The sequence below is a fragment of the Acidithiobacillus marinus genome (genome assembly GCF_002847505.1).
GTDB classification, from domain to species: domain Bacteria; phylum Pseudomonadota; class Gammaproteobacteria; order Acidithiobacillales; family Acidithiobacillaceae; genus Acidithiobacillus; species Acidithiobacillus marinus.
On record NZ_MXAV01000053.1, the window covers coordinates 35290 to 60109 of the forward strand.

A 24820-nucleotide genomic window follows, 5' to 3' on the forward strand; every position below is an offset into this window, starting at 1 on the left:
TTGTATCCATGTTCAGCAAACCCGTACTCAAAAACCTGTCCATCGCGGTGCTGGCTGCGATCGGCGTCGCATTTCCTACCGAACAGGTCTATGCCGCGACTGCGGGCATGAACTGGAGCACGCAAAAGACTTTTACACCCTCAGAAAGTAGTAGTGAGATTTTCAAAAATCTGCAAGATGGGCATATCTTCGTCGGCAGCAATCTCGGCGCGGCAGTGGCTGCCATTCGCTTGTCAGCCAACCAGGTCAAGGACCTCACCGGAGCGGGGCAGACCTTCAATATGCCCTGGAATACACCGGTGGTTTTTGCGACGTATGACCCCGGTTCCACCAGTGGCACAATTTTTGTGACCCGCCTGATCAAGCAGCCGGGCGGTGCCGGCATCATCGAGCTGGCTCAGTTCTCGCCCAAAATGGGCGCGGTTTTCACGCGGGATTTTGAAAACACCAATCCGTTTTGGCAGTTCATCCCCGGGCAAAATGGCAACGGCAAGTCGCCGGATCCCGGCGCGTTCGTGAGTGTCACTCAGCCAGCTTTCAATGCGGCGGTCGGCCTGGTCATGCAGCATGTGGGTTCGACTATCGGCTGGATTGCTTCGGACAACAACAATGCCCATATGTCCACGAGCAGCAGCAGTGACATTATCCAGTCCACGACGACGCACAAAGAAACGGTGATGACCAACCCGGTCTGGACGGCGGTTGTCCCCCAGGGCAGTGCACCCGGAACGGACTATGGTTATCTTCTGCCTGTGCCCGGCACGGCTGCCAGCACGGAAAAGGGCGCCATTGCGCTGGAAAGTGCCGATGCCAACGCCCATACCATCGGCGGCTTGACCAGTGCGACCGCGCAGTTCGGGAAAGACTATTACGGCCAGCTCGAAGTGAATGGCGGCTATGCCTATATCCCGCAAGGGGAGGGGGCCACGTTGCCGGTCAGCGCGTTTGAATCTTTTTTCCATTCGACGAAGCACACCGGGTTCATGGGCTGGGTGTTTGATGTGTTGCTGGCGGTGATTGCGGTGGTGACGTATGGGGCGGGGTCGGTTTTAATGGGGGCGGGATTTTCCGTCGAAACGGCGGCTATAGGTGCTGCCGCCGCATTCATCACCGGCATGGTCTATGATGTGGCTACACAAGGTAACTTGGGAATAGCCACGATGCAGGAACATTTGGTTGGTGGTGATTGTGGGCATAAGGCGGGGGCCTGTTATTCCGCGCCTGCGGTGAATATGTCTGCCGCTTATAATTCTGCGCAGAATTATGCTGGTTATGAGGAAGGCTATATCAACGTCGATACCAATCCGACCCAAAGCACCGGGCAATGGGATTACGAGCCATCTGCGGCGCAGCAAACAGAAGTGAACCCGAACCAGCAACAGGCCGGATTCGGGCAGGGATACCAGGGCACGCGGATTCATTCGGCGGATGCCCAAAAGGGCGAGGATCTCCAACAGATGGCGAGCCAGGCCCAGACGAATGGCGCGGGTGATGCCGAGTTCGGCGCAGGGCCGAGCGTAAATGTCGCTACCCAGTCTGCGCCGCAATAGGCAGGATTAGCCGGCCGGCAACCGGGGCACGACCGCTCCGGAATGTCCGGCCTTGAGTAAGGCGGCGATGAACTGCGGGTTATCGACGAGTTTGTTTACGCCTGCGGTCAAAAGTGCATTCGCTGATGCTGTTCTGCCCGCGCCTAAACTTACTGCGGTGTTATGATGAAAATTTTGAATATTTATATTTTCTCGGTAACCAGCAACTGGAACAGTTACTTGCATTGCGAGATGCCCTTTGTGCGTTATGTGCCATCCCATTTCTTCGGGCAGATAAAAGTGTTGCACGACCACCTGCACTTGCGTCCCTGTCCCGCCGATGCTGAAACCCCTGCTGGCGAGCGCCTTCTCAATAGCGGCCTTGAATGCCTTGTCAATGTGCATATAGACACCGGCAAATGGTATGTTTAACTCATCTTTTGTCCGGCTGATTTCATCATGCCGCTTCTTGTGGTTGTGCACGATGACCGTCACAGCCACGTTTTCAGCGCCGGGCACCTTGGTCATGCTGGCCGGAGCTTTGTAGTGATTATGTACGGTGTCCGGGATATAGGCAGACGCACACCCCGCCAACCCGAACGCCCCGGCCAGCAAAGCTATTTTCGCGGTAATTTTTACAAGCTTTTTATCCATAAAACTCATCCTTTTTCTCTCTCAGAGAGCTTATTATATCATGATTTTTGGCTGTTTCTCTTCACCAAGCCCGCGCGAGAAGGCTCTGCCTTCAGGCATGGATTACTGATCGATCTGGCCCGCTTTTTCCGTGAAGATTGGCGCCGGTTCGGTTTCGCTATTCATCGAACAAATCCGAATGCCGTCCGGTGCGCTCGAAGCGCACCACGTCGCCCGCAACCTTGTAAACCAGAAGCCAGTCCGACTCGATGTGCGCATCACGGAAACCCCGCCAGCCGCCTTTCAGCGGATGGTCGAGATAAGTCGCGGGCAACGGTTTGCCCTCGATGAGCAAGCCCAGCAAGGTTTTGAGCTTGCCCATGTCCTTGCCGCGTTTTTGCGCTTGCTTCACGTCGCGCTTGAACTGGCCGGAATAGTCGGGCTGTCGCATCAGATACCCAGCTGATTGAACAGGTCATCCGCATCCTTGGCATGGTGCACATCCTCACCCCGTTCGCTCTTTCCCAGCGTTTCCGCTGTCAGCTTGTTGGGTACGCGCATCTCGAACGGCAAAGCCTTTTCTTTGGCGATCTTCGTCAGCGCGATACGCACCACGTCGGAGACGGTCAGCCCCATGTCCGCCAGCACTTCGGCGGCTTCGTTTTTCAGCGTTTCATCAATCCGCGCCCGGACAAATGCAGTGGCAGCCATGATCACCTCCTGTCAGAATGAGGCTTAAATTGTAGCTCAATTGAAGCACGAATAATAGCGGCTCACTATTTCCCTTTTTGCGGTTTCCTCAGTCGAGCTATCTCCTGCTCGATGTCGCGCTGCGCGCGGATGTTCCGTACATACAGCTTCTCAAGCAGCTGCATCTGTATCTGTTTATCCGCGTGTTTGCAGGCGGACGCTGGGCGAATGGTTGCGACACCGACTCATGGCAATTCAGCTCAAGCACTGGAGGCGGGTAGCACGATATACCGGGAACTGATCAACCTGGGTGCGACTGAGCATGTCGCCACGCGGGTGGCGGGCAATTCTCGCTGCCGGTGGGATTCCGGCACGCGAATCGCCGCTCTTATCGTTCGAGCGACGCCTTGGAATAAACCCCATGGTTTTATAAACGGTGTGTTCAGAAAACTTCGTGAATTTCTTCTGGCAGGTTGTGCCCGAAAGACTGCCATAAAGTTTCCATGTTCTCTATGGCGGAGCGTGCTTCTTGCACCCAATCTGGGTGTCTCTCTATAGCTTTCTGCGAGACATAAAACCTTTCTGGCATGTGATTCTCGGCCACTTTATAGCGGTTGATTTGCGTGAGTATGAATCCTTCCATCACGTCCGGATGGTAGCCAATAAGTACATGCCTGGGGTTGCCCCGTAGCATGCCGCCGACCATCAGGATTTGATGGTAGCGCACCCAGTAATGCAGATAGGCCGTAAAGTAAGGCATCTTGCCGACCTGAGAGGGTAAAAAACCGTCGCGAACCCAGGAATCCATCACCCAGCGTTCGATCACGCTCCGGGGCTTTTCCGGGAAGCATTCATTATCGGGTAGTCCTCCGGATTTCTCGTAAGTGGATACGCAGGCGGCCGCCGGGTGCCGTACCGCAATGATCCACTCGGTTTTTGGACCGAATGTCTCCCGGAAAAAGTCGGGCATATACACCATCTTCGTGCCTTTTTTGACGATGTTTTTTAGCCCGTCTGCCGGTTGCAGGTTGCGAAAATACCAGTCCGACATAATCAGCCACTCGGCGGTTTGCTGAATGGTGGTTCTGGTTGCGGGTACGGGATGCCCCCCCGAGTTTTTGTACCAGAATGAGGAGGCATCAGGGTAGCCATCATGCGCCAGATAATTGGGCACGGCTTTGGCGTCCACGCCGACCGCCCGGTACATTTCTTTGGTGAGGTAGGATCCCCCGTGTCTTGGAGCAGACACAATCATGATAAATCGCCGGTCCAGGTGCATGGCACCGAGCGTTTTGGCATTCCCAGTCAGCAGATCACCGAACAGATTGTAGGCTCGCAAACCCAAGGCGCGGCCCAGGGGTGTGTTGAATGCGCGATTGGCCGCATCGCGCACCTTGTTTGCAAAATCATCTATTGTGAGCTGGTTTTTAGAGAGTTTCTCCGTGATTTGATCGCCCCAGTCGGGATTATCCTTGATGGAGCTGGATCCAAACACAGCGGTTTCCATGAAGATGGCGAAACTGGCCGATGCGGGGAAGTGTTCGGCAGTAAATCGCAATCCCAGGGTGTTTTTAGGCGGGTCAGGGGGGATGGGGGTAGTGCCAGGCATTTGTTGTGGTTTGCTCATTTTGCTCTCGCGTTGTCGTGAAGATGAAAATAATGCAGAATTATACCACTAAGACAGGAGAACTTTTAGCATGAAAAATAGATATAAATATGTCGCAATCACCGTTTTTACCGCTTTAATGGCGGGCTGCAGCGGGGTAGGGCATCCCACGTATCCCTACAAAACCAGCGGCAGCAACACGGCTCTGGGTGCCTGGGAGATGGTGCAGACTAAAATGGTAGGCGGCGCCATTCCGCTTTACCAGATCCATGACGTGCAACCCAAGAATATTCTGTTTGTGGGGAAAAAAGAGGCGTGTCATATACAGACGCAGGCCGATGGAAGCGGGGCCTCTGCGGAAGTTATGGACGTGGAGACGGCCTCTGGTACGATGAGCCTCGCCAATGGCCCGATTCTGCCTGGAGATGATGACGCCACCTATAGCGGGAACAGCACCAAGATGAAACTGCAATCCAGCCGAGAATCTGAGCTCATTTTAGGTGGAAATATTCTGCGCCGTTTGCCGATCAATAATATGCACGATGCACTGAATTATATTGAGGGGACTTTTCTGGTGAAGCCGGCTGAGGCGCGGAAGTTGATGGCGAAGTGTGTGAGTGGGGGTAAGTAATGGTTCTTCCACCGGCTTACAGCTGATACTAAGTTACAAAAGGACGCTTGGTGCAAAATTATACCGCCAAGCTTGGTGGAGATTGAAAACAACTGCCCAGAAAAATCGATGCCCCCGGGGGCGTGCTTGCGCAGAGGTCACACCGGGGGCTTGCTTTGATCGAATAATACTCCATGCCTTATTTTTGATCAAGCATGATGGATAAGTGTGGAGGATGATTATGTATTACCAAAGATACCGTAAGAAACATTCTGTGGCAGACAGGCTGCTGAGTCTAAGTTTCAACTTTTTACCAGCAAACTTGGTGCAGCAAATCATCGTTCATCGTCTCTCTTCTTTTGGTAGCTACGAAGAAAGAGAAATGGCCTACGGAGAGATTACTTGTTGGTATTGGCTTGAGCCGAGGTACTACAACGAATCTATCGACTACGCGATTCAGGCTTTTAAAGGAACCGTAAAATTAGAAAACACGCAGTATCGTGCTGTCAAATTACACTTTCAGGATAAGCGCGTCTTGGAGTCTATTGCCAACCTTGGTATTAAAGATGCCAATGATGTGAGTCTAATAATTAAAAAATGGCAAGATACTCATTATGGTATTCCTCTCGATCTGCTACCTATTCTCGTTGAAAACAAAATCATTGGATCTGAGAACGATATCGATGATCTTGATGATCGTCGATTCTGTCGGTCTTTATATCCATTTTCAATTGATGGTGAAGATGAGAAAAATCTTGTTGAGAATATGTGCACGTTGAAAGATTATGGCGTGCCGATAGAAGATATAAGAAGGTCTTTGTCTCAAGATTTTTTTAGGTGTGGCGCTGATCGCCTTGTGCACGTTCTTGGAGCAATAGAGAATTGTGGAATAAAAATTGATCCTGGATATGCTGATCTGTGTGATATTGTTTTTCATGCGAATATCGTTGCGATAGAGTTTTTATTCAGAGAGTTGAATGTCAATACCGCACCTGGATTAATGCGGTACCGTGATCTGCTTGAAGCGCATGATGATAATTTCAATGGCAATGTGATAAAGAGTTTGCGTGATATTGGCGTTTCTGATGATGATATACCGCGTTACCAAAGGATGATACATACAGACGTGGCTTGCTACCATGAAAACGATGCGATTGCTGGTCGCATCGTAGCGCTGTCACGCCCACCGTTTTCTTTATCAAAGGATGAAATTCTTAAATGTGAAGATTACGTCATTGACAAGCGTTTGCCTTTTTTCGAGTTTATAAATATTTTTAAAGCACATTCTGTTACGGATTATGGTTACTTATGTGCTCTTCACCCTTTTCTTCGTCATATATCAACAACTAACCTGGCGGCAATTTTTGATGTCCTCAAGAGTATTGTCGCGTTGGATCAATACAAACAGGATGTTATCAACTTCGTAGAGAAATTTGTTTCTTTGAAAGGTAATATTCATAACTTGGCGTATCTGAAAAACAGGTTTTCCATCAGTGATATCGAGACCTTCTCTTCATTGATAAAAATTTCAACGGTCACTGATAAGGTTTTGCAATATGCTTTGGAAAAACATGGTATTGGCACGGCCAGAGAGTTGTCTGACTGGTATTATCATGATGCGGTTGGCGTAAACTCTGTTGGAAGCCTGTATACCCTAGATCATATTGGGGATATCCTTCTGGATGATGCATTTAAAAGGAAAAGGTTTTTTCTTCTTACCCGCAACAACAATACTTTAGGTGAGGCTGTTTATCGCAACGGCATGGGAAAAGATAAACTAAATCCAGATACTGTGATTCTTATGCTGAATCTGACGAATGGGGTTATATTCCCTAGCTTGGTAAGTCACTTGTTTTGCGATGACCTTGATGCCTTACGATCGAGCATTGAACGCCTTGACGTTATTGTTGAAGATCTTAAAACCGGCGACGGTCCAGCCAACAATGATCTTACTGATGATGAGGTGTATGGAATATCATTGGTTTTCAATATTTCAGAGGGCGAAATCCGTCGTGATTGGAGTGTAATTTCTGCCATTAAGGATAATACGATTTCGCCTGTTTCTGGTGGTTCTCATTATCGCATAGATACAAGATGGGTCCTTGAAACCTATAAAATGGTTGAAAACGTGCGCTTGGATGATGAAGGCTTCCGCGCCATTGCTAAGGCGCTGGATAGGGTCAATGAGAAGAGCTCCGAGGGTGTTAGCGCAGAAGATGGTTTGTTAGATGGTTTTCGATATAAGCATCTTAAAAACAATTCCGCCACCCCTATGGCTATATGGCCTTATCTGGTTTTATTCATCTTTTTCATACCAGATTTTGCCGATAGGATTAAAATCATAGCTAGCGAGTTTTCGACGCATGACCTTTCTGATCATGGGCGTTACAAGCTCTTGCGTATGTGTGAGGAGGCATTTTCTCATTGGCTGTTGCAGGTTGTTCAAGATTTTAAGAATAACCTGTTAGATGAAATTAATTGTAATGCTGCTGTTCTTCAATCGGTATTGCGCTCGTTCAGAATGGATATCAGTGCCTCCGGTGTTAGCCGGGTTGACAGGGATAATATGGGTGATGTTCTGGATACCGTTCTTAGAAAATCTCAGCAGGTGTTTTTAGACTGGGTAGGTCGTGAAAAGAGGAAGTATTCAAAGTTAAATGCCACATCAGGAAATAATGATTACCCACTTTATTGCGTATATACTAAAACTCCTGCAGCTTTTTTTGCTAAAAGGAGCGCAGGCCTATGTTCTGCCGGAAAAACCAACCTTTGGACTTGCGCGTCTCACGCCCACTTGCTCGTTTTTGACCAACGGTCCCCGTTTCTGGTCGGCATGGTGTCAATATATATTGAAGAAATCCCAGAGGTCTGCCAAGGCAAAACACTTATTGTCAGGAATCTTTCAATTATAGACAAAAAATCTGGTTACCACGCTGATTCTGTTGTCAAAAGTTACATTAGTGTGGCCCAGGAACTTGCTCTGCAGCTTGGTTGTGTGGCTGCTGCTTTCCCCGACCAAGCGGGTCAAGATTATTGTACGAATGATGATGATTTATGGGGTGCAGTAAAGAAGCGATATCGGCTTGGCGAAGATCGCCGCTCTATGACGCGTGTTCGGTTCAGCCCGTATAAAGAAAATGAAAACGAAGATATTTTAGTTTTTGTTTTTTGGCGTAAACCAACCGCTTAATTGTGGTGCTACATTTTATTTTCTGCTTCCCGTCAGCCAATACCGCAAGGCACTCCACGACCATCCTTCCACCTGTATTTCCGGGATAAGGTCTTTGTATTCGTTGGCGTGTGCCGCAAGCCACCCCAGTCGCTTGTCGGCGCGTTCTGCATCTGAATAAACGGACCAGGCCGCATTGGTGCGGAGCATTTCTTTTTCTATTTTTGCTTTTAATTCGCGGAGAGGATGGTCTGGCTTCAGTGCGTTTTCAGGGTCCAGCCACGCCGGCAGTCCTTCGTGCCTGGGGATGCCCATATCTCCGAGTGCTGCGGCCTGTAACCCGGCTTCTCTGCCCAGCCCTTTCCATCTGGCGCACACGGCATCGATGTAATCCGTGGCCCCTTTTATTTTTGATGGGTCGGCTTGGAATATTTGCTCGCATGCCGGTCTGTAGCCGGTGTCTCCGTCTGCCACAGCTTCGATCAAAGTGGTCGAGGCCTCGGCGTTGCCGGTTAAGCCTTCTTCCAGCCACCGCACAGTCTGTTCCAGCCCTGCGGGTAACAGGCGCCAAGATAAGCCTGTGGCATCTTGTTCTACCAGACTGGAAAGTCGGCCTTCGGCCAGACCTTGCAGTAACTTTGCCAAGGAAGCGGGTGTGCTGATGCCTTTGCGTGTGATCCCCTCGATCAGCGCGCCTAGCGGCACATAATCGCTCTTTTGGGTATATCCTCGCTTGATATGTAATTTGGTGATGTTCTGGGGTGGTGACGGGTTGAACGGGAAAGGCAGTCGCGGCCAATCCTTCCGGAAGTGCCAGTAACCTTCATGCTCAGGATCCGGGCTGGCGTAGTGTACGGCTATTTGCATATCGCCCAGAGGGTAGAGCGCTCGGGTGTGGCGCAATCTTGGCGGCGATAACGTGGCGGCCAGGGCACAATCCCATATCACCTGGTAAATTCTTCGGCGATCCTCCGGAATTGCTCTACTCAGGCTTTCCGGGTCCTGTTCCCAGTCCACAGGCTGAAGCATGGGGTGTGCGTTCATGAATTATCCTTATCCCCTGCGAATTGGGTTTTGGTGAGCCGCTGATACAGGGATGATTCTTGAACGGCGTCGAGCGTGAGATTCGGGATGTAGAATTGTGTGGCACCGCCTGGCATGACCATTTTGCCGCCGACGCTCTGCATTTTGGCATCTCCGATGAGCACATAGACCTTTTTTTTGAGCGTGAATACGACATGATATTCATCGCCATTCCACTCCTGAAGCACGGCCGTTTTCTGGTAAAACTCAGTCAGATTTTTGTATTGATTAGGTGACACTGGCTCGAAATACGGCCCGAGTGGGTGGTTTGTGGGTATCCCATATTTTAAGTTTCTTTCGTCCACGAAAAGGCCAATGGTTCGGTATATTTCTGTGTCTTCAGGAAGTTCTGAGAGGATGACGTTTCCTGTAAAATTCTTTAACACTTTATTCAGTTGTTCAACGGTAATTCCCAGTTTTGGGGATGCCTGTGCTTCCGATACGTTCAATTTCGCAGCTGCGTTGTGCCCATTATGTTTCGGTACGGCTCCTGGGTAATTTTTACCGGACTTCCATTCTTTCTCGCGGGCGAAACGCATATTCTCTGGAATCTGAACTGCCAGAGCTGCGGCTATGCGCACATATTCAGCCCGGCCGTTCTCATCCAGTGCGTCATACTGACAGCGCTCATCAGGATGGAGCACCTGGTTGGCGAGCAGGGGGTATCGCTTTCTAATAACCGCCCATGTCGGGGGTAAAATATGGGCTCCGCTGGTTCTGGAGTAAGTGGTTTTGCTCACCGGTTGGACGCCTCTTCGCTATAGATGATTTTGACATCGGTGTGCATTCTGGTGAGCAGATTTTCCCGCTGCCCGATATTGCATTGAGCGAGTACCTCTGCCGCTTGTGTGCAGGTGTCGTAGTGTTCCGACAGGCTGCGGAAGCGGCTCCACCGGGATGACCATGCGATATCCAGTTGCGTTTCCAGTCCATGAATCGAGCGGGCCAAGGCACAGATCAGATCCAGTCGTTGCGCGTCGGTGGTTTCACCGCGAATGGCGCTGCCACTTCCGGGCAACTGACTCACCTGTTCAAAAATAGCGGCGGCGGCTTCCCACACCGGAGGCCCGGGGATCAAAAATCCTTGATCGAGCCATTGGTCAGCTTCCCGGCTGACCGCATCGCGCAGTGTTCGCGCAGCTTCTCGGGCTGCGGGTGTGCATTGCATGGCCAGGGCACAGAGGTTGGTGGTGTCATTCTCCATCTTGCGCTCCTTGTTGGTACATAGCGTTCAGGTGCTCCTGTGCAACCCAGGGTTTGATGTGCAGCTCGTCGGCGGCCAGTGCCAATATTCTCGCGGTCGTGCTGGGCGGGTAGAGTCCCGGGATTTGCTCTGCATGAAAAAGGCCGTTTTGCGATAATGGTTTGCCACTTTCTGATAATGCCTGTGTGCGCTGCAGCCATTGCATCGCATCCTCTGCGGTGAAACGGGCAGGGCGGGCGAGGGTGCTGTTCTCGGTGACGAGAAACCCCGTCATGGCATTTTTATCCTGGTCTTCCAGTTGCACGGTGATGACCGTGTTTTCATCATCATTTCCACACATCTTCCCCAGTATGGTAAGGGCATCGCGTTGCTGGGCGCTGATGTAGGGCTCCGTCGGATAATATTTTTTGAAGTTTTCTTCATCCTGATGCCGGGCCATTTCCCGGAGTAGTGCGGCGGCCAGCATGTCCACATCAAAATCGCGGCAGGCGGTCTGGTAGGCGATTTGTAACTGGCGGTCAGTGAGATCGTGAAAACGCATACGGCGGACGGGGAGGGCGGTACCCAATGCGGCAGCGGCCAGCTCGGCGGCCTGCATGCCGATCAGTTCGCCGGCCATGTCATCGTCGGTGGCAATCACCAGATCATCCAGCAATCCCCGATGGGCGTGCATGGCGTACAGTACGCTTTTCGTGTTTTCTTCTATCGGGTCCCATTCCAGGCTGCCGTCAGGTCGTGGACGCGAAGTCTGGAGATAGCCTTTGGTGGCGATAACCGCGACGTTGCTGCCCAGGGCCTTTTGTATGGCGCGGGTTTTCCCGGGTGCCTCAATGACCACCAGGCTGCGCGGATACAGCCGTGTCCCGGCCTCACTGAGATATTGGCCGAGTTTGCCGATAGGGGTGTCCATCTGGTCGGCGTTCCGGATTCCCTGATCCGATAGAGTTGGTGCCAGCGTGCTTCTTTGCGCGAAGATGATAAAGCTGTCTTTAGCGCGGGATACGGCGACATTCATCATGAATCCTCCATCCCGGTCCGCAAAAAGGGACGGGCTGAGGCTGGCGTGCTGAACCAGACTGAACAGGACAATCGGGCGCTCGGCCCCCTGCAATCGGTGGACAGTTCCCACGATGAGCTGTTCCAGCGACTGGGCATCAATGACTCCCTTTAATCGCGCCTTTACGGTCTTCTGAGCGACTTCTGCCTGTGCGGCCAGCGGGGTGATGATGGCCAGTACCTGGTCCAACGGCTTGCCATAGGTCTGTGTGAGATGCGGGTGGATCTCCTTAATCCATTCAATCATGGCCTCAATTTCCGCCATATTCTTCCAGGAGCCGCCCGCCTTGGTTGGGCTTTTACGGGGATCTGTCGGGTGAATGTCTACCCAGGACATGGGCGGAATGCCAGAGGGGTTGGGTGTAGGCTTTCTGACCGGAATAATGCGGCCCTCGTACAGCAGTTGGTTGCAGTATTCGATGATCTGAGGATGGCAGCGATAGTGAAAAAGCAGGGTGACGCCTGCTTCTCCAGCGCCGTCTTCCACGCCACAGGCGCGTTGAGCGGCCGTCATGCCGGATCCTTTGACGGGGTTGATGGCATCAGGCAAATCATCGGACTGCATGCCTGCTTTCAACGCCGTTTGCCGCACTGTGTCGGCGCTGGTCAATGTGTTGATAGGCTGCAGCTGTTTCGTATCTCCGACCATGATGGCTTTTTGGGCCAGCGCGAGGGTGCCTATGGCGACTTCCGGCGCACACTGTCCCGCCTCATCCATGATGAGGAAATCGGCGGTGGCCCTTTTGGCCAGGTTCGGCAGTTTGTGGGTGGTGGCGACGATGATGACCCCCAGCATTATGCACTCATGCACCCGCTGTTCGTCGGTTTTGCGCTCGTCGCTATTCTGAGCCAGCAGCCATCGGCCTTCCCAATAGCGGGCCGCGAGATGAAAAAGAGGAATGCGATACTTGAGATCACAGTAAGACTCCAGGCGGCCGACAAGGATGTCTGTTGCGGTTTTGCGCTGTTGGGGATCCTTGCTGCTTAACTGGACGACATAGCGGATGGATGCGCGTTCTCCCGGGGCTGGTTGGAAATACAGCATTTTCCGAAGCCGTGACCAAATTTGCCGGCGCATTTCCCGGTGGCCTTTTATCTGCTGGATGTTTTCTATGGTTTGCTTGTTTTCAGCAATCAGTTTGGCGCGGATGGAAACCAAGGTCGTCAGTGATGCCCTCAGCCGCTCGATTTCGTAGGTCAGGGCTGATATTCCCGCAGGCCATTCGGCTGATACTCGGGCAAAAGCTTTGCGGCCTTCTGCGGCCAGGCTGTCGAGATCCTGTAAGGGCTGTTTCCACCACCAGTTTCTGATTTTTTGAGGAATGCGGGTGTGCCACGGTGTCATCAAGGACTCGTGGGCGTGGATAAAGCGTTCTCCCAGGTCCAGTGCGCGTTGATGGTTTTCCATGGCCTGCTGGACGCGCTGGATTTCCTGAATACGGGAAACTCGATCCTGGTCCAGCGCTCTGGGCTTTCCGGCGTTTTTCCGGGCGGCCGCCCAAACTGCCGGGATCTGGCGGGTGATCCATTCCTCGGCGTAATTTTGGGTGCGGTGTAGTGCGTGGGCCTGTTCTTCAATGTGCTGATGCAGGGTGTCCACAATGCGCTTCACCGGGGTAAGCGGTGGCAACCCCAGTGCGTTGCGCCCGCGCTCCTGATAAATCGCTATCTGTTCACTGATGGGGGTGTCATGAAAGGCTTGCGCGGCCGCTCTCGGGGTCAATGGATTCTGGTCTGCCGAGGAGAATCGCAGTTGCATATATTGAGGATGTTCGGCGGCTGCCTTCTCGCTGGGATGGAACCAGCCGTAACTCGGGAGCCCTTGCAGCCAGCGGCCATTGATGGGGGATGGATCGCTGTTTTGTACGGATTCAAAGGCCTCGATCATGTTACTGACGGCCTTGTTGGTGGCTCCGGTGCCGTACACCACAAAAGGGTGTGCAGCGGCGTCTCGTGCAGACTGTACCCAGAATGACGCTAACACCCCGCGCAAAAATGAGGTCTTTCCGGTCCCCGGCGGCCCGTTCACGGGAAGCACGCGTTCCTTATTCGTGGTGCCGGCCATGGCTACGGCGGTCACGGCGGCGAGCCGTTGTGAGGCGTCCAGCGGGTAGGCTTCTCGTTGCGGACTACCCTGCGTCTTGCGGGTATCCATGTGCCCGAGAAAAAGTCGGTGTGGTGCGTTCCCGATCCGGATCCCGTGTCTTGATGTGGCGTTCGGATGCCCTTTGATGACCGTGTGGACAGCCGGCGCCGGAATGACGCCTTCGATCACATCCTTGTACGTGTTCACCCACAATCCGGGGCGAATGTTTTTCTGGTCCACGATGAAAGGGGTAAGGTTGGGGGTACTGTTCCCCCAGATCATCGCCGGAAATTCGTGCAGTTCTCCCCCAAACATGGACCGGCAGCGCTGATCGATCTCCGCCATAAAGCCTTCCCAGCTGGAGAGCGCGGCCTGTGGCCAAACCTTGCTTATCGTGTCGGTGATTTTCTCTGCATCGTAATCGCCCAGGGCTTCTCCGTCTTTATTGAAGAAATGCTGGTCATTGACCGCCATGATGCTGTGTTCGGTTGGCCCGGGATGCCCTGGAAACGACCCGGTTTCTTCTTGTCTCAATGTGATGGAGAGCAGTACCTGATAACGGTCGCGGCCTTTCTTGAGGGCGAAAGCCAGCGTGGCCTCGGTGCAGTTTGGCACGCGGGGTGGCGGGTTTTTTCTCAGATACTCCAGGGCGATTTCTCGTTTTCCTTCGCTTTTTTCCAGACCCTCCATATCCTGCAGCTCGGCCATGTTGAGCAGGAACTTGAGCAAGGGAGGGGCTCCGGCTGCGATGCGTTTTCTTTCAGCCAGCACTTTCGCTATTTCCGGGACGTTTTTAAGCCATTCCAACCATTCTGGAAAGTGGACTTTTTCTGCCGGTGGAGGTGCTGCGTCCCCGCGTGAGAGCCTTTGGATGGCCGCGCCGATGTGCTTTGTGAGGTAGTCTGAGGGCCCTTTGTTTTTTCGGATGGCATCCAGATACTGCGCGACAATGGCGTATTTGTGGGCAAAGTCCGGATCGTTGGTGACCGTTTCCGGTAGCGGCAACCTGAACGTCGCCAGGAAGTTTCCGGCATACCGCATGGTTTTAGTGGGGGATATGGATTTTTTTTCGTGGCTCATCAGGATGGGCGGCAACCGTTTTGTGTTATGGGACGGGAACACTGCGCTTCGCGGCCCTGAATGGGCGGTTTTGAGGTGCCTGCCATGGCCGCTATTTTTCCCTATCTGTACCGAAAAGTACCACGATTGCTGCGGTAATCCTAGAACGCGTTATTTTGCGGTGAACTTTTCGGAGATAAGTCGATAATTATTGGCAACACGCGCCTGATACGCACTATTGTAAATCGGGGTGTGCGAATTGTAATCGCCGACCGACTGCCAGAATTGCCCCGGATGCTCCCAGGCTTTTCTGAGTCCTTTCCCGCCCAGATACCGATGTACATACCCCGCCAGAATCCATGTGCCAATCATCACATTCTGGCATCCATTATCAATCACCTGATGCCGGGTGATCCCCATGCTCGCCAACTTGGGCAGCCAAATGGAGTTGATTTGCATGACCCCCATGTCATAAGAGCCATTATTGTCCGGGCTGATGGTTCCCGGTTGCCCGCCCTCGGTTTTGATAATGGAGAGGGTCAGCAGGGCAGGGACGCCGTAATAATGCGAGGCTTCTATGGCGCAGTGCTGTATGCGGGTCAAGCCCGGCAGGTGCTTTGGGACGGTGTGCTGGTTGATAGGTGCCGAATGCGTCTTTGGGGTTACTGCGGCGGCCTTGGCCTGTTGTTGCTCTGAGAGTACCCAGGCCCCGATGCGAATATCCATGCAGGCATTATGGGCCAGCTCGGTCCGGCTGACGTGAAAGCTTTTGAAATAAACCAACCATCCGGGATTGATGCCCATGATGCCGATGCCATTTTTCTTGTCGTGAATGCGCCTTTCTATTTTCTGGGGAGAAATGTCATATCGGGCGGCGGCACTCTGGATGCAGCTGTTGATGGGGAGCATTTTATCCGTTCCCCCCGGGGCACTGACTGGTAATCAATACTTCACCGGGGACGATGACGGATCCGTGCAGGGTGTTCCATGCCTGCAGCTGGGTAACCGTGGTGTCTGTTGCAGCCGCAATGCCGGATAACGTGTCGCCTGTTTTGACGGTGATGCTTTCCGGGTTACAACTCCCCAGTTTCGTACTTTGCCCACCATTCGGCATGGTCACCACGATGCTTTTGACCATTTTCGCTTTTTGGGGCGCGGCTATCAGGGGTTGTCCCGCTTGTAACCGCTGCGAGATTACCCTCTGCACATGCCCCAGTTTCATGGATATGGCAAGCGTGGCCAGGGAGAGTTCCTGCTGCTTTTTGGCGAGTGCCCGCAGTTCTGTGTGATTTTCGTTGACCTGATTTTCAGCGTGATTTTGCGGCATCTGCGCACAGCCAGCCAGTGGCAATAGCAGGGCGGCGCCCAGGATGGTCCATTTTCGCGGTGATTTAGTTCCCATGTGACTCCCTTTCAGCGTTAATAGGTAACAAATCGGTGGCGGGTAGTTCGCACAATCTGCCCAGCATGTCGGCTTCCAGCCGGGTGAGTGGGCGACCTGTATGACGGACCCTTGACATATACTGTCGAGCCTCATAGCTTTTGGCAAACCAGGTCCGTCGAGTTTTTTCTTCTACACACACATAGTCCAGCATGCGGATGTCTTTATCGATGTCGCTTTCGTGTGAATTGATTTTGGCTTTCAAGAGCGTGTAAAGGGTGGCTGCCATAGCGATAAAAAGTATTCCTTTCGCTATCTGGTGCGGGTTCCCGGCCATTAAAAAGGCCGTATGCAGCGTCAAAAAAGCCATGATCATTTGTACAAGCATCGATACAGCTTGTGTTGCGAGTTGCTTGAGCTTCTTCTGGATAGCAATGATGCTCGTGATGCTCGGCGGGGCATCGAGGTGGATGATGATTTTGGTTTTGGTCACGATGTACTCCTTTTATAGAAAAGCGGCGATGGCGACGCCTGCGAACAATCCCGAAGTCAGGAAGATGGTGATGGCTTCACTGACGTTCCCGACTTTATAGGCGTGCAGGCTCTTGCGCTTTTGAAAGGGCAGCCACAAAGGGATGCCCATGGGACTCATGGCATCCATGAGCAGATGTAACAGGGCGGACGCGGAAAACCCCATGATGGCGACGCCCATCAGGGTATGCATCTGTGATGCTCCGGCCATAAATATCATGGTCCAGACCCAGGGTATGTGTGTAAAGGTACGATGCGGTAGTACGCGAATAGGGCCGAATCCTTCGAGCCAGTCCGGAGCGGAAGCGCCGGCCATGATGGCGATGACGCCTATGGTGATGTGCAGAAAGCCCCAATCCGGGAGGCTCAGCGCGGCACCGGCAGCGGCCATGGCTGCTGCAGTGATATGATGTCCTGTCTGGTTCACGGTTGTATCTCCAAATCTACCGTTATCGGGGCTTTCACGACCTTCTCCCAGAGCGCGTTTGTAGGCACGTAGGCGTTATCCAGACGCATATAAACCCATTCCGGGCAGGCGTTTTGTTCTCTGGCGACGCCTGTTTGGGTGACGGTGCCGGTTTGCGAAAATGTCACGCGCACCGAACATTCGGACTTAATGGGTATGCCGCCTGCGAGCGAACGCACCAACATTCTTTGCGTTTCTGTTTTGAGCATAGCGTTGAACTGCTGCTTTATCGCGTTTTCCCGATTTATTTTCTGTATCTTTTTATGATTTTTTTGTAGGTGCCCTTCTGCGGCAAGGCAGGCCTCGGCCTGGGTGTTTACCAATGCCCCGAATTTTCCTTCTACAGGGGTGTGCGGGTGTGCTTTACGCCATTTTTGAAGAAAAACGGCTTCTCCGTGGGCTTTTTCGACATGGCTGAAGAAGCAGTTGCATATCTGTCCGGACGCATTGGTGCTTTCACCGTCCGCCTCCATTTTTTCCGCACAGTGAACTTTGAGATCAAACAGTCCAGAGATGTTTCCGCCTGTTGATGGGGCTGCGATTCCTCCGGCTACCGCCTGGAGGGGGAGGGCGGTGAGCAGGCAGAGCATTGCTGCTTTTGTGTGCATTTTTCTGAACATTGTTTTTACTCTCTGTTTTGCGGTTTTCACCAAATTCCACGCTGGAAGCCCCTGCCTTTAGGCATGGGGATGAAAGTGCAGCCTCCTGTATGATTATGCTGCATAGTTATATCCATCCTGCCGATGAATCGGCTTGCAAAAACGATAGTGAATCCCATCTACCTTACCGGACGGCGTGACCATCTTGAAACTGCCTGTCTTGCGACAAGCCACACGGCCCTGATGGACGCCTGTTCTTTTACCTTCGGTGACCACCGCCCGCACCATATCCCCGGTCTGAAAGCCGAAGTAAACCTTCTGACGCGATTTGGGCTTCCCTCTCCTGAAACCAAAACGATCCACATTGCACATACGCCTGTTCCCATATCCTGTTGCCGTGATCTGCAGTGGGCGCAATGCGGAATCCAAACGGACTTTCCCGCCAGATGCCCCGACACAAGCAGCGTCTATCCAGTGGGCTTTCGGATAACCCTGTTGCACCCGGTTAAATTTGGTGCGCCCACCCGTTCCCGTTTCTACCGGCAATCCCAAGGCCTGCAGTCGCTCAAACAGGATATGGCGGGTGGTATTGACCGCTGCGGCATCATTGAGGGGTGTCTTGGCCTGCTCCCGCACCCGCTCCAGCCGGTTTTGCTCATGCCGTTCCCGCTCTGCGCGTTTTTTTGGATCGTTGCCCGCAACTTGAGCCGCTGCTATCTGCCGTCTTTTCATCCGGTCGTTGTCGGTCTGCAAAAAGACTGATAACGGCGCATGACCCTTCGCTTGATTGCAGGCGTGACAGGCGATGGCCAAATTGCGCACGCGGTTACTACCACCCTTGCTTCTGGGTTGAATATGGTCCACTTCCAGGGGCGCATCCGCGGTGTCGCAATAAGCGCACTTCCTGCCCCATTTTTCGAGCAAATACGCCCGGACTTCATATCCGAACAAGGTGCCCTGCTGGTATTCAATACCGGAAATCTCCGGATTTTCCAGAGCCTGCATGTCAAAGCGCACCCGCTCCATACTGACATCTGTGATCGGCACCCAGCGCAAGAGACGCTGAAACCAGGTGATTACTGTCCGGACACGGTGCGTGATGGAGGGTGCCAACCAGCCTTTTGCGCGTGTACGATGGTCGTAACGCGGGGCACGGTAACGTGTTTTGCGAGAGCGACGGCTATGCCGCAGTGTGCGGCGTTTTTCCAATGCCTGATGGATGACCTGACCGCGATGTGCCAGTTCCGCCGCCCAGATAACCGTAGGTCCACGGCGGGCAAACTCGGCAACGACAGCTATCCCCGTCGTTTTACTGCCAGGGTCCGTCTTGGTGGTGATGTGCTGTGTGGCACCGCCTTCCCGGTCTTTCAGGATAAGGGTGAAAGGAAAACGGCGAAACACCGCCGCTTTGCCTGCTTTCAGTAGCGCCCGTGCCCGTGCCGGATGGCAGGGCATGAGCGGCTGCTTGTTTTTGTCCAAAACTAAAACTCTGTTTTGCATATCGCTACCTTTTTCAGTCTTGGCCTTTTCAGGGGCCAGTAAAGTGTGCCTCGCCCATGTCCAGGGTGCTTGTTCTGTCGCCCGCCTTCGCCGCACCCCCAGGTACGACAGCATGACTGACAACGGCAGTGTCTCGGAACTGGCTCGCATTCCGGAGTGCCATGACACCTTGAACGTAGCGGATTCGCACCGCTTGGGCTGGTCATGAATCGGGACTCCTACAAGCCCCCTGCCTTTAGGCATGGGGTTCATGACGATGTTATCCACAGAAATTGTGCATAATTAGTGGGCCTGTTCATAACCTGTACCGGTCTCGTTGTCCAGTGACTCCCCCAGCACCTGTTCCAATGTGTCCATAATGCCATTCACCGAAACATGAGGCTGTAGTATAAGGCCAAAATCACGCAATTCACGTCTGTATTTGTCCGCGAAAAAGCCGTCTTCCACGCTGATATGTGTGTCAGGCATGGTGAATCCCTTGTCGCTTTTGAGCCATCCGTTCGGCTTCTTTGCGACTGGCGCAAGGCGTGCAGCGCACGGCTGTCGGAACCGCCTGGCGCCGGTCGGCCGAGATTTTATCGGCACAATCGAGGCAATATCGGTTGCCTTGTGCATCTTCGTCCGGATCTTCTTGCGATGCGTTCAGGGCCGTGTGACGCTGGAGCATTTGCGCGCGACTGAGCATTTCGTTTCTGGCGGCGATGTCCGACGGGTCTGTGAGGTTTTCGCTGAGGTCCAGTTCTTCCATGTTTTGCTCGCTATAATAGTCAATAACCATGATAAATATAGTAGTCATCATAGCACAAAAATCTCCAAAATCTTGTGCACATCATCCATTCCACTGGAAATTCTGACCTTCTTGCTGTGGTGATGCGCCGGGCATTGCGTTGACGATTCTGGTTGGCGTCGTTAAGATAAAAGCTCTTACCACCCATCATCTTTGATGAAAACTGCAGCCTGGGATTCTGCGACGTAATACCGCCGAAGTTTGGCGTTCTTCTAAGCCTTTTGGCTTTCCAAAGTTTAGGAACTTTTTGGTGTCCGGCTTTCGCCAGGTCATCCTTATCTCATTTTGCCCATCGGGACCGTTCTATCCCGTTGGGTAGGCGTCCCTCAATTTTTGGAGGTGTGTCATGGTTCTGTATGATATGAAAGCGTTCTACCGTTTCCTGGAGCAGGCCACGGTGGATGAACTGCAGAAAAAACAGGCATCACTCAACAAAGTGATTCCGGGATTTTCTGACGATGTGGCTGCTGAAGCGATGGTGTTGTTAAAAATGGTCGAGCGGGAAATCCTGGCGCGGTTATCGGTTGCCGACGACTGAAAATTTCTCTCTTTTTTTCAGCTTGCTGTAGAGTGCGTCGGCTTCTTCGTCGCGGTCTTCGAGTATGGCCACCAGTATCTGCTTTTCCAGCGCCTCTCTGCTGTTCTTGCTCTTGCTGGTTTTGAGCCGTTGTGCGGCTGACCAAAATTCATAAATCGGTTTTTCCTCTTTTTCATTCATTTTCATTCATCCGTGTCTCATTCTGAGGCACAGCATAGCACAAGGCTTGGGCGTGGGTTTGCCACCCCAGGGTAAATCGGGCGTTTTGTTTCGCCCTCTCTATGGACCTCTCTGGTCCTTTTTTGACAAGGAGTATGTATGGAAGACGTAGTGGATGTTTCCGCTGTTGATGTTTCCGCTGACGCGGCTTTTCTGGAATCCCATGAAGACGGTTTTCACGAAAAACTGGCCATGTTCAAAGCCGGGCACATGCCGTTTGACGGTGTGGAACTGGATCTGCGGCCCATGGCCATGATGATCAACGGCAATCTCGACTGACATTTACTAATGAATGGCGGCGCCCGATGGGGCGCTGCTTCAAGGAGAAAATCATGGGTACGACGTTTACCTGCAAAAGAATCGCCAGCGCATTTGAAAATGACGCCGGTGAAGTGATTTATGTGTTAAATGAGGTGGCATACGAAAGCAATGTACGCCCCCATCGCAAAAGTGTATCCACCGTCTATGTGGGCGATCTTCGGGGCGCCATGCGCTGCATATTCTATTGGGCATCTGCTACTGAGGGCGGCATTCTCAACAGCCCTGATCGTAAAATGACCCCGGAGCGATATATTAAATCCTGGTTGAATGCGCTTAAAAATCCGTTCGTGTACGACAAAAATACGCCCATCAACATCGAATATGGTTACTCCTGGAATGAAGATGCCCGGGAAAAGCTGGTCAGGATTGTCGATGAGAAAGGATTGCCTGCGACGCTAGGGAATTATTATCGCGATGTTTCCCTTTTGGACGCCTATTTTGCGGTTAACCATCCATTTTCCCATGATGGCAAGCCATTGATTGAACTGGAGCAATCCCGGAAGCTGGGCTACCACCCATCGCTCGCTGATGATGAACCGAAGAGAGCCCTTGATCACACTGTCTTACGTTTCAATGGTTCTTGGGATGACAAGTATGTCCTGATGAATGATATTGGGCTGACCATGAATGCGGCGGCATCCATGTATGTGGTGGTGGAAACCTTTGTTTCCGAATTGTGGAGTGAAGAGCTGAAGCGTCCCGGTTGTTATCGGTATGAAATTCCGGCTTTTCGGACGCGATTGAAGCACGCAGAAGTCAACAATAATCTGCGTTGTCGCCTCAGAAGCATCGCGGGGCCTTGCCCCGAAGAAACGATTGAGGAGGTGAGGGCCAAGTACGGAAACGGCTTCAATCTGGGCGCCGTTGATCCTGGTGATCTGCATAAGGTGATTTCTGCCGTGGGTAACTACCAGCCAGCGGCGTAATCTTTCGATGAACCCCGTGACCTTTTGGTTACGGGGTTTTTTTATGTTGTAGAACAGCTTTTTATCATGCTGTTGATCTCCGCGAGTACGCGTGGCAGATCTTCGGCCTGCACCCGTATGACGATCTGGAAATCTTCTGTGTTGCGCAGTTTACGCACATAAACTGCTGGCGTTTTTGGTGCGTTATCTTCTTGTGACAAAAAATACTGCTTGGCTTGCCCTCGGCCTGACGATCTGATATTGAGGCCATTTGCGTTTTTCCGATTGTTATAGAGGCTACGGCTGATTTCCATGTTCGTGAAATCGCTGTAAAGGCTGAGTTCTGAAATGGTGCATCGTCCATGTTTTTTCAATAAATCGACTATCTTCTCGATTATTTGAGTTTTTTTCTCTATATTGCCGCGCTTTTTTTCGGGTGACATGACAAAAATACCTCTGGTCTGACCTCATCATTGTCCTGTCACGCGCTGTTTTGTCAAATAAGGATTCTGATTTGCGATTTTCTTTTTCCCTTATGCGGGGGTGTGATGTTGTTCTCCCGTAGTCACGTGCTCGTAGGTTTTCAGCAGGGTGATGGCGTCTCTATGCCCCATCCAGAGCTTGACCACCGCCGTTGGGATGCCTTTTTGGAGTTGCTTGGTGGCAAAGGTGTGGCGTAAAACGTGTGGGCCTGACTGCCACTTTTCGATGCCAGCGCTGCGCAATGTGCGCTGCATGATGTAGTACACGGAAGACCCCTCATAGCCTTTTCCGCTTTTATCGCAAAAAAAGGGGAGTGATTTCTGGGTCTTATGATGCAAACCGCTATCCGAGAGCAGGGCTTTCCGCATAGCGGCAAAGGCGGCCAACTCTTCTCTCAAGGCAGGATTGATCGGCACCGTGCGCTCCTTATGGCCTTTGCCGCGAATGACGCGCACATAGGGCTTTTCTCCCTCCAGGTGGAGGTCCTGTTCCCGGACTTGTACGGCTTCCTCGCGACGGAGCCCCGTACCCAGGATGAACCGCATGATTTGCCCGGGTCGAATGCCGTTATACCCCTTGTGATCGAGCAGATGTGTGGTCGCCACAAATCGGGCTTCTTCCTCGGAATCCAGTGTGGACGGTAAACGCGTTTCCCCGTGCCCACGACTGCCAAACCGGCGGCGTTTTTGCGTATTTTGCTGGCTGGCCAGATAGGCCGGATTTTCTTTGGCATTCCATGTGGCTGACATGACCTCGTAAAGTGCTTCCAGGGCGGCCATCGTGGTGGTTTTGGTCGATTTGCCCCAGTTTCGATGCTCCAGGTAGTCCATGATCGTATCCGGCAAGACCTGGGCTGGATCGATTTTGTGGCCTCGACACCAGAGCAGGTATCCTTTGATGCGGCTGACATAGGTTTTGCTGGTGTTTGCCGTGCTGGCCGTCTGGATGCGGCGGGTAATCTCCGGGAAATCCTGGTGTATCTCGTTTTTTTCCGGCAAAGTAGGGCACCTCATTCATTCACGATAATAAACAATTATCATGAACTTAATATTATGGCAAGCTTCATCTATTCATTGTTTTGTATAGACAGCGTGATGTATGCATTTTGATTCAGCTATTACCGTTCAATTTTGATCATGCTGGTGTTTTCGGCAGTACGGAATGCCTTTGGTGTTCAATTCACAAGTTTGTTGTGTTACATTCCGGATAACTATCGCAATAAGTCGTAAACGAAAAGGATCTAGCCGTGCATATCAAATTTGCCGCCAAGTCTGCCGCTGTGTTTAGTTTGCTATTAGGAATTTCAACGTCTGCTGTGGCCTCTCATGTCTGGCCATTGAAAGATGGTTTTTTGGTTTCCAACAGTAACCATATATGGTTTGTTGGAAATAATGGTAGCGCGTCGCTTACAGATCTTCAGCCTATATTAAACGCCGCATCATCAAAACGGATTTCCATTATCCGAAGTATGGAACCTTTAGGACAAATGTATAAATCATACAATGGTGTGAACTGGTTCAAGGTGACCCCAGTGGTGACGCCATCTGGGAGGCATCTCCCCTATGAGCCGAGAGGATTTTATAATCTTGATGGGCGTTTTTATCTCCTAGGGTCAACGAACAGTAATGATTACTGCACGTCCAGCAATGGGATCTCTTGGTCATGTGCGCCCACGCAAAAGTTTGCGGAACCCTCTTTTGGACGTGGATCTTATACAATAACTACTGGCAATGTAGCGGAAAGGGACGGCTACTTTATCAAGGTATACGAGGTTTCTGAACCAGCAATATCAGGGTCAAAGAATGTTTATGTGATGGCAAGGGGCTCTTCATTCCGTGATATAACCCAGGTCGTATCTTTGAATGGATACACAACTAAATCAAGCAACGCGCCGTTTCTCGTTGGTAATCATCTGGTGTCATTCAAATACAGTTTTAATCAAAATACGGGTCAGCAACTGGATTCTATCGGAACGTTAAATGTTAAGACGTTAAAATTTACCAAAATAAATACCAAGCCTCTTGGGATATATGGCTCGGTCATTTCTAACGTTAGTGGAGCCGGGAAGCACTTTGTGGTGAGTGGTTCGATCGATAATAAAAAAATGAATCCGGTAGATATTATTGTTGATAACGACAGGGCAAAGCTGGTAAAAGCAATTGTTCCCGGGGTAAGCATTTATTTTAATGGGAAGCTGTTTTTGTGTCGAGCTGGAAGTGAATTTTCTTCGAGCCATAAGCTATACATAAGCAATAACGGTATAACATGGCGATCTGTTAAATAGATATTTTAATTTGTGAATGCTGAATGAGTCGTTTTTTGAGTTGGTGCCGCAGTTTATAACCCGTCATTTACAGGTGAGCTA

General features: G+C 51.8%; 26 protein-coding genes. 7 read left to right on the forward strand and 19 right to left on the reverse strand.

The window, feature by feature from the left end; translation table 11 throughout:
* Positions 1-8 precede the first annotated feature (8 nt).
* Positions 9-1550: a hypothetical protein gene (locus B1757_RS13680; RefSeq protein ID WP_101538849.1), complete on the forward strand. Its 1542-nt coding sequence runs from the start codon at positions 9-11 to the stop codon at positions 1548-1550.
* A gap of 6 nt (positions 1551-1556) precedes the next feature.
* Here the strand turns inward: B1757_RS13680 and B1757_RS13685 are convergent, their stop codons facing one another.
* The 4 genes from B1757_RS13685 to B1757_RS15230 form a co-directional block, all read right to left on the reverse strand.
* Positions 1557-2183, reverse strand: coding sequence for a YajG family lipoprotein (locus B1757_RS13685; protein ID WP_101538850.1), 627 nt, complete (start codon positions 2181-2183; stop codon positions 1557-1559).
* A 157-nt stretch (positions 2184-2340) separates the two neighbouring features.
* Entirely contained in the window at positions 2341-2613 is a 273-nt protein-coding gene (locus B1757_RS13690; protein ID WP_101538851.1) for a type II toxin-antitoxin system YafQ family toxin, read from the reverse strand.
* Entirely contained in the window at positions 2613-2873 is a 261-nt protein-coding gene (locus B1757_RS13695; protein ID WP_101538852.1) for a type II toxin-antitoxin system RelB/DinJ family antitoxin, read from the reverse strand. The genes B1757_RS13690 and B1757_RS13695 overlap by 1 nt, the downstream gene beginning before the upstream one ends.
* A gap of 421 nt (positions 2874-3294) precedes the next feature.
* Positions 3295-4479, reverse strand: a complete 1185-nt coding sequence (locus tag B1757_RS15230; protein WP_143484287.1) for a hypothetical protein — start codon at positions 4477-4479, stop codon at positions 3295-3297.
* 70 nt (positions 4480-4549) lie between these two features.
* Here B1757_RS15230 and B1757_RS13710 point away from each other — a divergent pair, with 70 nt between their 5' ends.
* Positions 4550-5089 carry a hypothetical protein gene (locus tag B1757_RS13710; RefSeq protein WP_101538854.1) on the forward strand — a complete coding sequence of 180 codons (540 nt, stop codon included), beginning with the start codon at positions 4550-4552 and terminating at the stop codon, positions 5087-5089.
* Positions 5090-5309: 220 nt separating this feature from the next.
* Positions 5310-8258, forward strand: a complete 2949-nt coding sequence (locus B1757_RS13715) for a hypothetical protein (RefSeq protein ID WP_101538855.1) — start codon at positions 5310-5312, stop codon at positions 8256-8258.
* A 15-nt stretch (positions 8259-8273) separates the two neighbouring features.
* Here B1757_RS13715 and B1757_RS13720 read toward each other — a convergent pair whose 3' ends face one another.
* The 12 genes from B1757_RS13720 to B1757_RS13770 all read right to left on the reverse strand — a co-directional run bounded on the left by B1757_RS13720 (position 8274) and on the right by B1757_RS13770 (position 20001).
* Complete coding sequence (locus B1757_RS13720; RefSeq protein WP_101538856.1) at positions 8274-9281, reverse strand: hypothetical protein; 1008 nt, start codon at positions 9279-9281, stop codon at positions 8274-8276.
* Positions 9278-10060: a hypothetical protein gene (locus B1757_RS13725; RefSeq protein WP_101538857.1), complete on the reverse strand. Its 783-nt coding sequence runs from the start codon at positions 10058-10060 to the stop codon at positions 9278-9280. Before B1757_RS13725 ends, B1757_RS13720 begins: the two co-directional genes overlap by 4 nt.
* Positions 10057-10524, reverse strand: a complete 468-nt coding sequence (locus tag B1757_RS13730) for a hypothetical protein (protein ID WP_101538858.1) — start codon at positions 10522-10524, stop codon at positions 10057-10059. The genes B1757_RS13725 and B1757_RS13730 overlap by 4 nt, the downstream gene beginning before the upstream one ends.
* Positions 10514-14746 (reverse strand): AAA domain-containing protein, encoded by a 4233-nt coding sequence (locus tag B1757_RS13735; protein ID WP_101538859.1) that lies wholly within the window; start codon positions 14744-14746, stop codon positions 10514-10516. Before B1757_RS13735 ends, B1757_RS13730 begins: the two co-directional genes overlap by 11 nt.
* A gap of 150 nt (positions 14747-14896) precedes the next feature.
* Complete coding sequence (locus tag B1757_RS13740; RefSeq protein ID WP_101538860.1) at positions 14897-15634, reverse strand: transglycosylase SLT domain-containing protein; 738 nt, start codon at positions 15632-15634, stop codon at positions 14897-14899.
* A gap of 1 nt (position 15635) precedes the next feature.
* Complete coding sequence (locus tag B1757_RS13745; RefSeq protein WP_172437732.1) at positions 15636-16127, reverse strand: LysM peptidoglycan-binding domain-containing protein; 492 nt, start codon at positions 16125-16127, stop codon at positions 15636-15638.
* Positions 16117-16599 (reverse strand): hypothetical protein, encoded by a 483-nt coding sequence (locus B1757_RS15535; protein ID WP_172437733.1) that lies wholly within the window; start codon positions 16597-16599, stop codon positions 16117-16119. Before B1757_RS15535 ends, B1757_RS13745 begins: the two co-directional genes overlap by 11 nt.
* Before the next feature lie 12 nt (positions 16600-16611).
* Positions 16612-17064 carry a metal-dependent hydrolase gene (locus tag B1757_RS13750; protein WP_101538862.1) on the reverse strand — a complete coding sequence of 151 codons (453 nt, stop codon included), beginning with the start codon at positions 17062-17064 and terminating at the stop codon, positions 16612-16614.
* Positions 17061-17753 (reverse strand): hypothetical protein, encoded by a 693-nt coding sequence (locus B1757_RS13755; protein ID WP_143484289.1) that lies wholly within the window; start codon positions 17751-17753, stop codon positions 17061-17063. Before B1757_RS13755 ends, B1757_RS13750 begins: the two co-directional genes overlap by 4 nt.
* Before the next feature lie 63 nt (positions 17754-17816).
* Complete coding sequence (iscB, locus tag B1757_RS13760) at positions 17817-19202, reverse strand: RNA-guided endonuclease IscB (RefSeq protein ID WP_101538864.1); 1386 nt, start codon at positions 19200-19202, stop codon at positions 17817-17819.
* Between the two features lie 282 nt (positions 19203-19484).
* A complete protein-coding gene (locus B1757_RS13765) occupies positions 19485-19670 on the reverse strand; it encodes a hypothetical protein (protein ID WP_101538865.1) in 186 nt (61 codons plus the stop codon).
* Positions 19663-20001, reverse strand: a complete 339-nt coding sequence (locus B1757_RS13770; RefSeq protein WP_253253873.1) for a TraR/DksA C4-type zinc finger protein — start codon at positions 19999-20001, stop codon at positions 19663-19665. The genes B1757_RS13765 and B1757_RS13770 overlap by 8 nt, the downstream gene beginning before the upstream one ends.
* A 334-nt stretch (positions 20002-20335) precedes the next feature.
* On the opposite strand from B1757_RS13770, the gene B1757_RS13775 reads away from it, so the two are divergent.
* Entirely contained in the window at positions 20336-20527 is a 192-nt protein-coding gene (locus B1757_RS13775) for a hypothetical protein (protein WP_101538866.1), read from the forward strand.
* Here B1757_RS13775 and B1757_RS13780 read toward each other — a convergent pair.
* Positions 20507-20713 (reverse strand): hypothetical protein, encoded by a 207-nt coding sequence (locus tag B1757_RS13780; protein WP_101538867.1) that lies wholly within the window; start codon positions 20711-20713, stop codon positions 20507-20509. The genes B1757_RS13775 and B1757_RS13780 overlap by 21 nt on opposite strands.
* 132 nt (positions 20714-20845) lie before the next feature.
* On the opposite strand from B1757_RS13780, the gene B1757_RS13785 reads away from it, so the two are divergent.
* Together B1757_RS13785 and B1757_RS13790 are read left to right on the forward strand one after the other, a co-directional pair.
* A complete protein-coding gene (locus B1757_RS13785; protein WP_101538868.1) occupies positions 20846-21025 on the forward strand; it encodes a hypothetical protein in 180 nt (59 codons plus the stop codon).
* A 53-nt stretch (positions 21026-21078) separates the two neighbouring features.
* Positions 21079-21993: a hypothetical protein gene (locus B1757_RS13790; RefSeq protein WP_101538869.1), complete on the forward strand. Its 915-nt coding sequence runs from the start codon at positions 21079-21081 to the stop codon at positions 21991-21993.
* 41 nt (positions 21994-22034) lie between these two features.
* On the opposite strand, the gene B1757_RS13795 is transcribed toward B1757_RS13790, so the two are convergent.
* Together B1757_RS13795 and B1757_RS13800 are read right to left on the reverse strand one after the other, a co-directional pair.
* Positions 22035-22415, reverse strand: coding sequence for a hypothetical protein (locus B1757_RS13795; RefSeq protein ID WP_101538870.1), 381 nt, complete (start codon positions 22413-22415; stop codon positions 22035-22037).
* Positions 22416-22505: 90 nt separating this feature from the next.
* Positions 22506-23453: a tyrosine-type recombinase/integrase gene (locus B1757_RS13800; protein WP_172437734.1), complete on the reverse strand. Its 948-nt coding sequence runs from the start codon at positions 23451-23453 to the stop codon at positions 22506-22508.
* Positions 23454-23701: 248 nt separating this feature from the next.
* Here B1757_RS13800 and B1757_RS15235 point away from each other — a divergent pair, with 248 nt between their 5' ends.
* Complete coding sequence (locus B1757_RS15235; protein WP_143484290.1) at positions 23702-24739, forward strand: hypothetical protein; 1038 nt, start codon at positions 23702-23704, stop codon at positions 24737-24739.
* Positions 24740-24820: the final 81 nt, after the last annotated feature.